We start from the raw sequence: 12,285 nt of genomic DNA, 5'->3' as shown, positions 1-12,285 counted from the left end.
GCAGGACCGGGGAGTGTGCCGGGGCACGCCCCCGGGCACGGCTCTCAGCACACGTGGCGGTCGCGCTCCGGGGAGTACAGGTGGCTGTCGCGGAACTGCTCCGCCCCCAGCGTGCGGCCCACCATGATCACTGCGGTCCGGACCACTCCGGCCGCCTTCACCTGCTCCGCGATCGAGTCCAGCGAGCCCCGCAGGACGATCTCGTCGGGCCGGGACGCCATGGCCACCACCGCGGCCGGGCAGTCCGCGCCGTAGTGCGGGAGCAGTTCCGCCACCACCCGGTCCACGTACGCCGCGGCCAGGTGCAGCACGATCAGGGCGCCGCTGCGGCCCAGGGTCGCCAGGTCCTCGCCCTCGGGCATCGCGGTCGCGCGCTGGGCGACCCGTGTGAGGATCACGGTCTGTCCGACGGTCGGCACGGTCAGCTCCCGCTTCAGCGCGGCCGCCGCCGCGGCGAACGCGGGCACCCCGGGCACCACCTCGTACGGCACGTCCGCCTCGTCGAGCCGTCGCATCTGCTCGTTGACCGCGCTGAAGACCGACGGGTCGCCGGAGTGCAGCCGGGCCACGTCGTGGCCCTCCGCGTGGGCCCGTACGAGCTCCGCCGTGATCTGCTCGATGTCGAGGTTCGCCGTGTCGACCAGCCGCGCCCCCTGCGGGCACTCGGCCAGCAGCTCGACCGGGACCAGGCTGCCCGCGTACAGGCAGACCGGGCTGGCGGCGAGCAGCCGCGCGCCGCGCACCGTGATCAGGTCGGCCGCGCCGGGTCCTGCGCCGATGAAGTACACGGTCATGGGGTGTCTCCTGTGTCTGCTGAGGCTGAGGTTTTGCGGCACGACCACTGCGTTACGGGCATCGCCTGGCGCCAGCCGGTGAAGCCGCCGACCGGTACCGCGTGGGCCACCGCGAGCCGTACCAGCTCGCCGCCGTGCTCCCGGTACCGAGCCGCGAGCAGCGCCTCGGACTCCAGCGTGACCGTGTTGGCGACCAGTCGGCCCCCGGCGGGCAGCGCGTCCCAGCAGGCGTCGAGGAGGCCCGGCACGGTCAGGCCGCCGCCGATGAACACCGCGTCGGGCGCGGGCAGCCCGGCCAGTGCCTCCGGTGCCCGGCCGGTGACCACGCGCAGGGCGGGGACCCCGAGCCGGTCCGCGTTGCGGGCGATGCGCGCCGCCCGTACCGGGTCGCGTTCCACCGTGATCGCCCGGCACGACGCATGGGCCCGCATCCACTCGACGGCGATCGAGCCGGAGCCGCCGCCGATGTCCCAGAGGAGTTCGCCGGGCGCGGGCGCGAGCGTGCCGAGCGTGGCGGCCCGTACGTGGCGTTTGGTGAGCTGTCCGTCGTGGTCGTACGCCTCGTCGGGCAGGCCCGGTACGGCGCCGAGGCGCAGCGTGTCCGGGGCGCTCCGGCACTCGACCGCGATGACGTTCAGCGGGTCGCCCGGCGGGTGTGCCCAGGTCTCCGCCGTGCCGTCGACGTGGGCCTCGCCCTCGGCGCCGAGCTGTTCGAGCACCCGCAGCCGGCTCGGGCCGAAGCCGTGCTCGCGCAGCAGGGCGGCGACCGCGGCGGGCGTGGCCGCGTCGGCGCTCAGGACCAGCAGGCGGCGCCCCTCGTACAGCGCGGCGGCCAGCCGGGCGGCGGGACGGCCCACGAGCGTGACGACCTCGGTGTCCTCCACCGGCCACCCGAGTCGGGCGCAGGCGTACGACACCGACGACGGGTGCGGCACGACGTGCAGCGCCCCGGCCCCCAGCTCCTCGGTGAGGGCCCGGCCGATGCCGTAGAACATCGGGTCCCCGCTGGCCAGTACGGCGATGGCGCTGCCCCGGTGCGCGGCGAGGAGACGGGGGACGGCGGGGCGCAGCGGGGACGGCCAGGACACGCGCCGTCCGGTGCACGAGGGCGGGAGCAGCTCCAGCTGGCGCTCACCGCCGATCAGGACCTCGGCGTGCCGGAGCGTGTCGCGCGCCGTGCCGGACAGGCCCGCCCACCCGTCGGCGCCGATCCCCACGACGGACACGGGGAGGGCGGGCTTGGGGGCAGCAGACACGGCCGGGACCTCGGTGTTCGGGCGGGGGAGGGGGCGGGAGACGCAGCCGAAACTCTACTGAACGGCCGCATCCCGCCCCCGGCCAGGTGGCCACCGCCCCGCATCCCGCCCCCGGCCAGGTGCCCACCGCCCCGAAAGGACACGGTTCACAGCCACCGCCCCGAAAAGGCACGGTTCACAGCCGCCGCCCCGCAAGGCGGGCACGGTTCACAGCCGCAGTCCCTCCGCGAGCAGCCCCAGGTGCCGGTCGTACAGGGCCGCCAGGTCCGCCGTCCCGCCGCCCTCCGCCCAGTGCCGCACGACGGCCGTGAACACCGCGACGACCGCCGCGGCGGCGCAGCTCGCCTCCAGGTCGCCCGGCGCGCGCCCGTTGCGTTCGGCGATCAGTTCCGCGACGACGTCCTGGCCGCGCTGCTGCTCGTCCAGCCTGCGGGCCCGTATGGCGGGGTCGGTGAGGCCGAGCCGGGTACGGAACAGCAGCTCCGCCCGGTCGGTGGCCGACAGCCCGGCCAGCGAGTCGGTCAGCGCGTGCCGGACGGCGTCCACGACCGGTTCGCCCCCGGCCACGCGGGACCGGAGTGACCGGGCGAGCGCGAGGACCTGACCGTGGTCGTGGTCGTGCCCCTGGTCGTCGGCCAGGACGATGTCCTCCTTGGCCGGGAAGTAGCGGAAGAGCGTGCTCGGGGAGACCTCGGCCGCGTCGGCGATCTGGTCGACGGTGGTCGCCTCGTAACCCTGCTCGGCGAACAGGCGGTACGCCTCGCTCCGGATGGTCCGCCGGGTCCGGAGCTTCTTGCGCTCGCGCAGCCCCATGGGCGGGCCCTGGACGGAGCCTTCGGCCGGGGCCCGGACCGGAAGCCGCCCCGGAAGCGGAGCCGGGGTTTCCTTGACGCTCATACGGTCGATTCTCCGGCACCCGCCGTCCCGGCGGCACCTCCCCGTACGGGGCAGGGCGGGTGATGACGGAAAAGTTCTGCGCGTGGTGTCGAGGAACCGCCCCCGGCTCCGACGTCCCCTGTGAAAGCCGCCCACCCGGGGCGGTCACAGGAACCGAGGAGCGAACTCATGAAGTATCTGGTGATGGTCCAGGGCACCCAGGCCGACTACGACACGATGTCCGGCAAGGGCTCCGCGAACAGCGTGACCTGGAGCGAGAAGGACATGCAGGCGATGTTCTCCTTCATGGAGGGCATCAACAACGACCTCGCCGAGTCCGGTGAGCTCGTGGACGCCAACGGTCTCGCCGAACCCGCGCAGACCCGGTTCGTGAGCGCGGGCGACGACGGCCGGCCGGTCATCTCGGACGGGCCGTACGGGGAGACCAAGGAACTGCTCGCCGGGTACTGGGTGCTCGACTGCGAGAGCCTGGAGAGGGTCACCGAGATCGCGGCCCGCATCGCGCGCTGCCCGCAGCCCGCGGGCGCGCCCGAGTACCCGGTGGTCATCCGCCCCATCCAGGGCGGGAGCTGACTGCGCCGAAGGCCGGAGGCCACGTGTGAACCATGACGAAGACCGGATCGAGGACCTGTTGCGCCTGCACGCGCCACAGGTCCTCGGCGCGCTCGTACGGCGGTACGGACACTTCGACGCGGCCGAGGACGCGGTGCAGGAGGCCCTCCTCGCCGCGGCACGGCAGTGGCCGGAACAAGGACTGCCGGACAACCCGCGCGGCTGGCTCATCAGGATCGCGTCCCGGCGGCTGACCGACCGGCTGCGCGCCGACTCGGCCCGGCGGCGGCGCGAGGAGACGGCGGCGGCGCTCACCCCGAGGGACGCCTTCACCGCACCGCCGCCCGGGGAGGGCCGAGCACCTTCCGAGGACGACACCCTCACCCTGCTCTTCCTGTGCTGCCACCCCGCGCTCACCCCCGCCGCGCAGATCGCGCTCACCCTGCGCGCGGTCGGCGGTCTGACCACCGCCGAGATCGCCCGCGCCCATCTGGTGCCCGAGGCGACCATGGCCCAGCGGATCAGCCGGGCCAAGCACAAGGTGCGCGGGACACCGTTCCGGCAGCCGGGGCCCGAGGACCGCGACGAACGGCTGGCCGCCGTGCTCCAGGTGCTCTACCTGATCTTCAACGAGGGCTACACGGCCTCCTCCGGCCCCGCTCTGCACCGCGCGGACCTCGCCCGCGAGGCCGTCCGGCTGGCCCGTTCCGTCCGCCGCCTCCTGCCGCGGGAAGGCCGGGTGACCGGGCTGCTGGCACTCATGCTGCTCACCGAGGCCCGCAGCCCGGCCCGCACCGGCGCGCACGGCGAACTGATCCCGCTCGACGAACAGGACCGCACCCTCTGGGACCGTTCCGCGATCGCGGAAGGAGTCGCCCTCGCCGAGGAGGCGCTGTCCCAGGGGCCCGCCGGGGACTACCAGCTCCAGGCCGCCGTCGCGGCCCTGCACGACGAGGCGGAGCACTCCGACGACACCGACTGGCCGCAGATCCTCGCCCTGTACGACATCCTCGTGCACCGCACACCCGACCCGATGGCCGCACTGGGACGGGCGGTCGCCGTGGCGATGGTGCACGGCCCACGGGCCGGCCTGGCGGAAGTCGCCCTGCTGGAGGGCCCGTTGGCCGGTCACCATCGGCTCGATGCCGTACGGGGCCATCTGCTGGAGCGGGCCGGGGACGCGGAAGCGGCGCGCGCCGCCTACCGCTCGGCGGCCGACCGCACCCTCAGCGAACCCGAGGCCCACTACCTGCGGAGGCGGGCGGACGCGCTGACCCCGTCTCCGTGAATCCCTCGCGGGTACCGGGCCGTTCGGCCCGTGCCGCTACGGCCTCCGGCCGAAGAACTCGACCTCCGCCACGGCGACCCGGCGGCCCTCCCCGGTGCCGTACGCCGAGTCGACCGTGAGCCGGGCCCGTACGGTCTCCGTGCCGCGTACGTCGAAGGTCTGCTGACCCGCCTGGTCGCGCAGCCGGATCGTCCGGCTGGTCTCCTTGCCGTCCTTCGCCGTCAGTACGACGGTGATCCGCGCCGGGCGGGCCTGGGTGAGGAATTCGTCCTTCCGCCCCGAGGTCCCGGAGAAGACGACGATCTTCCGCACCCCTACCGGCTGCGCGAACTCGCACTCCAGGTACTCCCCGGCGCCTTCCCCGGCCTCTTTCGGTGCCCAATAGCGGTTGTTGAACCCGTCGAAGGCCGCGCCCGCCGGGTGGCCGGACACCGCGCTGGACGCGCGGAACACCGAGGGCGGCACCGACTCGGGAGTCCCCGTCTCCTCCTTCGCGAAGCCGAACAGGCCGGACAGGTGCGGAAGCGCGAACCAGATCCCGACCGCCAGCAGAAGCAGCACGACCGGCAGCCCGAATCTCGGCCGCCGCCATCCGCGCTTGGGCCTCGCCCCCGCGACATGGGCCTGCCGGGGGCCGCGGCGGAAGATCCTGCGCCACCACGGCGGGCGGACGTCGGGGGGCGGGCCGGGGTCGAGGAGCAGCGCGCAGCGGATACAGAGCGTGCGCCCCGGCGCGTTCTCCGTACGGCAGTTGGGGCAGATCACCGGCGCTCCGGCAGTGACCGGCCCCGGTGTCCCGGGGGCGGGCGGCCTCGGCCCCCGGTCCGGCCAGGCATCGGGGCCCGGAGCGGGACCGCCCACCTCCTCCCCGGGACGCCGGGGTGCGGCGGTGACCGGTGGGGGTTGTGTGGGGGGTGGGGCCGGTGGGGGTGGCGCGAAGGCGGGCGGAGGCGCAGGAGGGGGTACGTGGGCGGGCGGAGTAGCGGGAGGAGGTACGTGGGCGGGCGCGGGTGCCACCGGCGGAACCGGCGGAGCAGAAGGCGCAGAAGGCGCAGAAGGCGCAGACGCAACGACCGGCGGGACAGGCGGAACCGCCGCTCGCGCCTGCACCCCCGGCGCGGGCGCTGGCGCGACCGGCGGAACAGGTGCCGGGGCCGCGCTCCCCTCCGCCGGCTCCCAGGCCAGGAATGCCTCGCAGGACGCGCAGAACTCCCGCCCCGGCGCGTTCCGGTGACCGCATGCCTCACAGATCACTCCGCACCACCCCCCGAAGCCGCCGGGCTCCCGGCCGGCGGCAGGATCTCCAGCGTGAACCCGACGTGCGCCGGAACCTCTGTACCGATCAGCTCCTCCAGCCGCACCCGGTCGATCCGCCGCCCCCGCCCCGCTTCCGGCTCACGGACCCGGATCGTCACCCACGGGCGGGCCTGGCCCGGCAGCGGGGTGAGCGGCCGGGTCGACCACGCCGTACCGCCGCTCTCGACGATCTCCGGTTCCGCACCGGTCTCCAGCCGTACCGCCTCGGCCAGACCGCCCGACGTCCCGCGCCGGGCGTGCCGGGCCACCGCCCCCCGTACCGCGGCCCGTTGGCGGTCCGGGGCGCTGTCCTCGTACGGCTCCACGGCCACCCACTGGGCGAGCCAGGCGAGAAAGTCGTCGGGGGCGCTGCGGGGGTCGAGGTGGGCGGGCAGGTTGTCGATGGTGAGCAGGACCGGGGCGAGCACGTCGTCCAGCGCGGCGAGGAAGCGCTGGAGGAAGTCCTGCTCCAGGTAGACGGCCGGCAGTTGCTCGATCAGCGGGTGCGGGGTCGGGAGACCGGGGACGCCGGTACGCATCGGCTCAGCCCTCCCGTACCCGGAGCGCGTGTTCGTAGCTGAAGACCAGCGCGTGCCGGTCCAGCGGAATCCGGGTGGTGGCTTCGGTCCGCTCCCCGGTCACCGGGTCCGCCGGGTACAGCCGTACGTCCTCCACCAGGTCCACCCCGGGCACCCGTTGCAGCACGGCGAACGCCTCGCCCGACTGGATCGGCCGGCCGAACGGCCAGCCCTGCCCGTTCGGTCCGCCGGTCAGCGGGTTGAAGTACCCGTACAGCGCGGCGAGCGCCGTCTCACGGACCCGTTCGACGACGGCTCCTCGCTCGGCCTGCACCGTGGCGACGACGGTGACGCCCTGGTAGAACGGCGGCTCGACCACCAGCCGGGCCCCGATCGGACGGCGGGCGTCCAGATGCCCGGCGATGAGGCCGAGGGTCTGGGCGGGCGGGATGAGTTCGTCGAACACGATCCGGCCCTGCTCGTCACTGCGTCCGGCCGGTACGACGAGCAGCCGCACTCCGCCCGCCCCGGCGCCACCGTCGCTCCCGGCGCTCCCGCTCTCCGCCGCTGCCCCGCCGCTCCCCCCGGACCCGCTCCCGCCGGACCCGCTCCCATCCTCTCCGGCCCGGATGCAGTGCACGCGGGCCGCGTCCGGGGCGATCTCGCGGGCCAGGAGTTCGTAGTCGTGCGGGACGACGGCCCGGTGCAGGGTCCGCAGCGTCATCGGCCCGCGCACCCGTGCGCTGTCGACGCTCTCCCCGTCGACCCCGCCGAGCGCCGGGCGACGGTTCTCCACCCGTGCCACGTACGGGATCGCGCTGCGCAGGACCCGCAGGGTGGACCGGGCGACGTTGCCGCGCAGCCCGCCGCCGGTGCGGTAGGAACGCACCCGGACGATGGCGCCCTTGTCCGGGAAGTCGCCGTAGTAGCGGATGCCGCCGTCCCGTTCCCGCACGGCGGGGCCGAACTCCACGCGGCCGGAGTTCGGGTCGAGGGTGATGTGGCGGTCCTCGGGCCCGGAGTGCGCGAAGTCGTCGACCTGGGTCCACCGGGTGAACCCGTCACCGCCCGCCTGGTCCGACACCTCCACGACGAACTCGCCGGGCACCACGGGCGGGCGCGCCAGCGTGAACACCTGGCCCGGTACGCCCTCCGCCGCTCCGAGCACCTCGTCGGTGACGGTCTCGGCGTGTTCGGCGGACACGGTGGCCCCGATCGTGAACGCGGAGATCCGGCGGACCACGGGCGGCGCCATGTACGTCGGCCGGCCCGGCTCCGCCTCGATCAGACGGCAGCGAAGCCAGCCGCCGGTACGCCCCACGACGGCCGCCGGTACGTGGTTCTTCGGCAGATGCAGGATCAGCTCGCCGGACCGGTTGAAGCCGCCCGTGTCGTCCTTCTCGACCTCGCAGACCGTCCAGGCGGTACCGTCCCACGCCTCCCAGAGCAGCGGCGGCCGCAGCGGGTCGACCCCGACGCCCTCGACCCGGCAGTCCAGCCGAAGGACGACCACGCCCGCCGGAACGGCGGCGGACAGACCCACGTACAGGCAGTCCCCCGGCGCCGGAGTGGCCCCGAAACACGCCACGTCCCGCCCGAGCGCCAGCTCCTCCGTACGGTCCACGGCTTCCCCGGGCGAGGGCCAGGTGGCGAGATGGGCGAAGGCGCAGGGCTCCACCGTCAGGGTCTCGGAGGTGGTGAAGACGACCGCCTCCTCCGTCTCCGTACGGAGTGTGGCGACCTCCGTACCCGCCCGCACCACCACCGGGTCGGGCTGCGGCGCGGACAGCCGGAACGTCACCTCGGTCTGCGCGGCCGTGGGCGGGTGGAGCCGCACCCCGATCAGGTCGAGGAAGGTCAGGTAGTTCTTCTCCGGCACCCGGTTCACCCGGTAGACGAGCTGGTCGACCATGGCCGCGAACGCCTCGATGAGGGTCACACCGGGATCGGACACATTGTGGTCGGTCCACTCCGGGCAGCGCTGCTGCACCAGGCGCTTGGCCTCGTCCACCAGGTCCTGGAAGCGGCGGTCGTCCAGATGCGGACTGGGCAGCGTCACGCGCCTGCCTCCTCGTCGTAGGGCGTTCCCCGGGCGGCCGTCGCGTCCTGGGCGGCGTTCGTGTCCTGGGCGTGCTGCGGGATCACATAGAAGGGGAAGACCAGGTTCCGGGGGTCGTTGGCACCGCGCACCGTGTAACCGATGTCGATGTACAGCACCCCCTCGTCCGCCTCGTCGAACCGGACGACCACCTCGGTCACCTCGATCCGGGGCTCCCAGCGCTCCAGCGCCAGCCGTACCTCGTACGCGAGCTGCCCGGCGGTCCCCGCGTCCGCGGGGGCGAACACGTAGTCGTTGACGGCGCAGCCGAACTCCGGCCGCATCGGCCGCTCCCCCGGCGAGGTCGCCAGGATCAGCCGGATCGACTCCTCCAGCTCGTGTTCGCCACGCACCAGGGCGATGGACCCGGTGGCATCCGTACGCGGCGGAAACGCCCAGCCCGCACCGATGAACTGCTGTCCCATACCGGCTCAGCCCCCGATCAGCACCGACGTGCACCCGGACACGACCGGTGCGCCGCAGCCCGCCAGATCCCCGACCCGGGCGGCGGGCTTCCCGCCGATCAGCACCGAGGAGCTGCCGGGCGGCGCGATCGTGGACGGCGGATGGGCGGCGGGGGACGCGCACTGGTGCGCGGTGCCGACCGTGGCGGCGGGCTTCCCGCCGATGAGCACGGACGGCACACCGGGCGGCCCGACCGTGCCGGGATGCCCGGTGGGATCGCCGACCCGGGCGGCTGCGGATGCTGCTGCCGACATGCGGTCCACTCCTGTTCGGTACGAGTGCGAGTGCGTGAGCGGTGCGTGTGCGTGTACGTCTTCATGTACGTCTGCGTCTGCTTGTACGGGGCCGGAGGCGAGGGTGAGTACGTCAGTTGAGCTTGATGATCGGGGCGTTCACGGACACCGAGGCACCGCTCTTGATGTCGGTGCGCTGGGTGCCGTCGACCGAGACCTGGCCGCCTCGCACCTCCACCGCTCCACCGGTGGAGAGCGCGAGCTTCCCGTTCCCGCCGTCGACGGACACTCCGCTGCGGGACGTCAACGTGACGCTGTCACCCGCGAGTTGGAGAGCACCGCGGCCGGCGTCCAGCGCGACCCCCTTGGCCGCCGTGATGGAGACCCGCTCCTTGGCCTCGATCGTCACGCTGCCGTCGCTGTTGATGACGATGGCGGTGCCCTTGCGGTCGAGGTCGATCGTGAGCTTGCCGTCGCCGGTACGGAGCCGGACGCCCTGCGGCCCGTTCGCGGCGTCCAGCAGCTCCAGCTGGTTGCCGCTCTTGGACGCGAAGGTGCGCCGGTTCACGGCACCACTGGTGGGATCGACCAGTTCACCACCGCCACCGCCACCGGCGGGAGTACCGCTGTCACCGGCGGGCGCACCGCTCCCGGAGGCGCCGGAACCACCCCCGCCCGGCCGGTCCTTCCCGTTGTACAGCCCCGCGAGCACATAGGGCCGGTCCAGATGCCCGTGCTCGAACCCGACCAGCACCTCGTCACCGACCTCCGGGATGAACGCCTCGCCGCCGCCCGTCCCGCCCGACTGCGCCGTACGCGCCCAGTCGCTCGCGTACTCGTCGGACAGCCACGGGAACCGGACCTTGACGCGCCCCGACCCCTCCGGGTCCTGCGTGTCCGTCACGGTCCCGCTGACCAGCCCGGCGCACCGCGAGCCACCACCACCGCCGCCCCCGCCCGGTGCTCCCCCGGTCAGTCCGAACAGCGAACGCTCCTGCTGACCGGAGACGGTGATCCAGGTCTCGTACCCGCGTACGGCGTCGAAGACATGGCGCGAGGACGTCACCGTGTACCGGCCCTCGAACGGCGCGCCCACCGCGTTCAGCGCCACCGCGCTGCCCGCCCGGACCTCCGGATTCCCCCGGATCACCGCCTCCAGCTCCGCGAACGATCCGGCGATCCGCTCCGCCAGGGCCTTCGCCGCCTGGTCCACCTGCGCCTGCGCCCCGTACGCCGCGTCCGTCACGACGAACCGCGCCTCGCCGAACGGGGCGGCCACCTCCGCGGCCGTCACCCCGAGCTCCAGCGTGGACGACTTCCCCGCCGGGGCCCTGCCCACCAGCGGCTGCTTGGCCTGGACGTCCCAGCCGCGTACCTCCACCTCGGAGACCTGCTCGGCGGCGGACACCCCGGCCCGGCAGCGCAGCAGGTTGCTGCCCAGTTCCAGGACGAGGGGATCGCGGTCCGCACGCGCCGAGGCGTCCGGTGCACCGCTCGCCTCGGCGGGCCGGGTGATGTGCAGCTGCCCGTCGCGTACGTACGCCTGGGCGCCGGCCTCCTCGGCGAGCCCGCGCACGAACTCCCAGTCCGTGACGTTGGGCTGCGCGATGTGTTCGAGCACCGGACCGGCGATGTCCACGTTCCCCGGCTTCAGCCCGGCGCGCCGGGCGACCTGACCGCAGATGTCGGCGAGGGTCATGTTCTGGTAGCTGGCCACCCGGCGCCCCCGGAAGAGCCGGTGCGACTCGTCGAGCCCGCGTACGACGGTGAAGGTGCCGGTCTCGTCGAGCTCCACCTCCAGAGCGGTCACCACGCCGTCGAGCAGCGGCTTCGGAGCCGTGTCCCCGCCCGCGCGGGCCAGCAGCCGGGCCTCGCTGCCGATCTTCAGCCCGGCCTGCTCCAGCAGCACCCGGTCGGGGTCCCGGAACCGCAGCAGGAACAGGTCCGGGAGCGTACGGCTGTCGTCGACGTACCCCTCGACCAGGGTGTTCACGAACTTCGCCGGCAGCGGTGTGCCGCCGAACTCCACCACCAGCGCGGTGGCGACCCCCTGCTGAGCCATCAGCCCCGCCTCTCCCGGACGACGGCGCCGCGAGGCCGGTCGGCCGCGTCCCGGAGCCGGTTCAGCTCGTCGAGGGCGGGCAGCAGGAGCTGGGTACCCGGCGCGATCCGCATCGGGTCGTCGATGCCGTTCGCCTCGGCGATCACCCGCCAGGCACCGGCGTCCCCGTACTCCCGGTGGGCCAGCGAGGGCAGCGAGTCCCCGGCGTCCACCCGGTGCACGCGCCGGGCCGCCAGCGCGCCCGAGGTCGGGTTCTGCCCAGGTGTCTCCCCGCTGATCTCCTCCATCGTGACCTGGCAGACCGCCCGGATCGGCACCCCGGACGTCGTGAACAGCGTGTATTTCGCCGCCACTTGACTGACGTACCCCGGAAATCCCGTGAGCCCGCCCCAGTGGAAGACCACCCACGGCGGCGAGGAACGCTGCTGCTGCCGGGTCTCGTTCGTCGGCACACAGCACGCGAACAGCTGCTCCACCGAGGTCACCACCCGGGTGTCCTGGGTGTCACTGGCGTCGAAGAACATCTCGACGGTGAGCTTGCTGGGCTGCGACCCCTGGTACTCCGGCGGCCCGGAGCTCTTCGCCCCCTTGGCCGGACTCCGCTTCCAGGAAGCCGCCTTGGTCAGGCTCAGCTCCTTGGGGTTGAACTGGAAGTCGATCCGCCCGCACGGCCCGCCGGGGGTGAGCCCGCCACCGGTCGGCGGGGTCCGCAGCTCCAGGTAGGCGTGCTCCAGCTTGGGCCGGGCCGAGCCGCCCTTCGCGGCGGACGCCACCCCCGACGTACCGGCGGCGCTGAAGGCGATGGGCCCTGCCCCGCTCACGCCGC

12 protein-coding genes are annotated in these 12,285 nt (G+C 73.9%); 2 read left to right on the top strand and 10 right to left on the bottom strand.

Translation table 11 applies throughout. The features are described from left to right. Positions 1 to 44 precede the first annotated feature (44 nt). The 3 genes from cobM to OG251_RS20785 all read right to left on the bottom strand — a co-directional run bounded on the left by cobM (position 45) and on the right by OG251_RS20785 (position 2,947). Positions 45 to 794: a precorrin-4 C(11)-methyltransferase gene (gene cobM / locus OG251_RS20795; protein ID WP_326678596.1), complete on the bottom strand. Its 750-nt coding sequence runs from the start codon at positions 792 to 794 to the stop codon at positions 45 to 47. Further along, a complete protein-coding gene (gene cbiE, locus OG251_RS20790; protein WP_326678595.1) occupies positions 791 to 2,050 on the bottom strand; it encodes a precorrin-6y C5,15-methyltransferase (decarboxylating) subunit CbiE in 1,260 nt (419 codons plus the stop codon). The genes cobM and cbiE overlap by 4 nt, the downstream gene beginning before the upstream one ends. Before the next feature lie 207 nt (positions 2,051 to 2,257). Further along, positions 2,258 to 2,947: a TetR/AcrR family transcriptional regulator gene (locus OG251_RS20785; protein WP_326678594.1), complete on the bottom strand. Its 690-nt coding sequence runs from the start codon at positions 2,945 to 2,947 to the stop codon at positions 2,258 to 2,260. A 168-nt stretch (positions 2,948 to 3,115) separates the two neighbouring features. On the opposite strand from OG251_RS20785, the gene OG251_RS20780 reads away from it, so the two are divergent. Both OG251_RS20780 and OG251_RS20775 read left to right on the top strand, forming a co-directional pair. Further along, on the top strand, positions 3,116 to 3,520 hold the full coding sequence (locus OG251_RS20780) for a YciI family protein (RefSeq protein ID WP_326678593.1): 405 nt from the start codon (positions 3,116 to 3,118) through the stop codon (positions 3,518 to 3,520). Between the two features lie 25 nt (positions 3,521 to 3,545). Next, positions 3,546 to 4,787, top strand: coding sequence for an RNA polymerase sigma factor (locus tag OG251_RS20775; RefSeq protein ID WP_326678592.1), 1,242 nt, complete (start codon positions 3,546 to 3,548; stop codon positions 4,785 to 4,787). 36 nt (positions 4,788 to 4,823) lie between these two features. Here OG251_RS20775 and OG251_RS20770 read toward each other — a convergent pair whose 3' ends face one another. From OG251_RS20770 to OG251_RS20740, 7 genes are all read right to left on the bottom strand, one after another. Beyond that, positions 4,824 to 5,552, bottom strand: a complete 729-nt coding sequence (locus OG251_RS20770; protein ID WP_326678591.1) for an NADase-type glycan-binding domain-containing protein — start codon at positions 5,550 to 5,552, stop codon at positions 4,824 to 4,826. A gap of 485 nt (positions 5,553 to 6,037) precedes the next feature. After that, on the bottom strand, positions 6,038 to 6,622 hold the full coding sequence (locus OG251_RS20765; protein ID WP_266804383.1) for a phage tail protein: 585 nt from the start codon (positions 6,620 to 6,622) through the stop codon (positions 6,038 to 6,040). 4 nt (positions 6,623 to 6,626) lie between these two features. Beyond that, positions 6,627 to 8,660 carry a putative baseplate assembly protein gene (locus OG251_RS20760; protein WP_326678590.1) on the bottom strand — a complete coding sequence of 678 codons (2,034 nt, stop codon included), beginning with the start codon at positions 8,658 to 8,660 and terminating at the stop codon, positions 6,627 to 6,629. Continuing rightward, on the bottom strand, positions 8,657 to 9,124 hold the full coding sequence (locus tag OG251_RS20755) for a GPW/gp25 family protein (RefSeq protein ID WP_326678589.1): 468 nt from the start codon (positions 9,122 to 9,124) through the stop codon (positions 8,657 to 8,659). The genes OG251_RS20760 and OG251_RS20755 overlap by 4 nt, the downstream gene beginning before the upstream one ends. Before the next feature lie 6 nt (positions 9,125 to 9,130). After that, entirely contained in the window at positions 9,131 to 9,418 is a 288-nt protein-coding gene (locus tag OG251_RS20750; protein WP_326678588.1) for a PAAR domain-containing protein, read from the bottom strand. Between the two features lie 112 nt (positions 9,419 to 9,530). Further along, positions 9,531 to 11,459 (bottom strand): VgrG-related protein, encoded by a 1,929-nt coding sequence (locus OG251_RS20745; protein ID WP_326678587.1) that lies wholly within the window; start codon positions 11,457 to 11,459, stop codon positions 9,531 to 9,533. After that, positions 11,459 to 12,280 carry a CIS tube protein gene (locus OG251_RS20740; protein WP_326678586.1) on the bottom strand — a complete coding sequence of 274 codons (822 nt, stop codon included), beginning with the start codon at positions 12,278 to 12,280 and terminating at the stop codon, positions 11,459 to 11,461. The genes OG251_RS20745 and OG251_RS20740 overlap by 1 nt, the downstream gene beginning before the upstream one ends. Between the last annotated feature and the right edge of the window lie 5 nt (positions 12,281 to 12,285).

The sequence above is a fragment of the Streptomyces sp. NBC_01237 genome (assembly GCF_035917275.1).
Lineage (GTDB): Bacteria > Actinomycetota > Actinomycetes > Streptomycetales > Streptomycetaceae > Streptomyces.
This window is presented reverse-complemented; position numbering and strand designations above follow the sequence as displayed.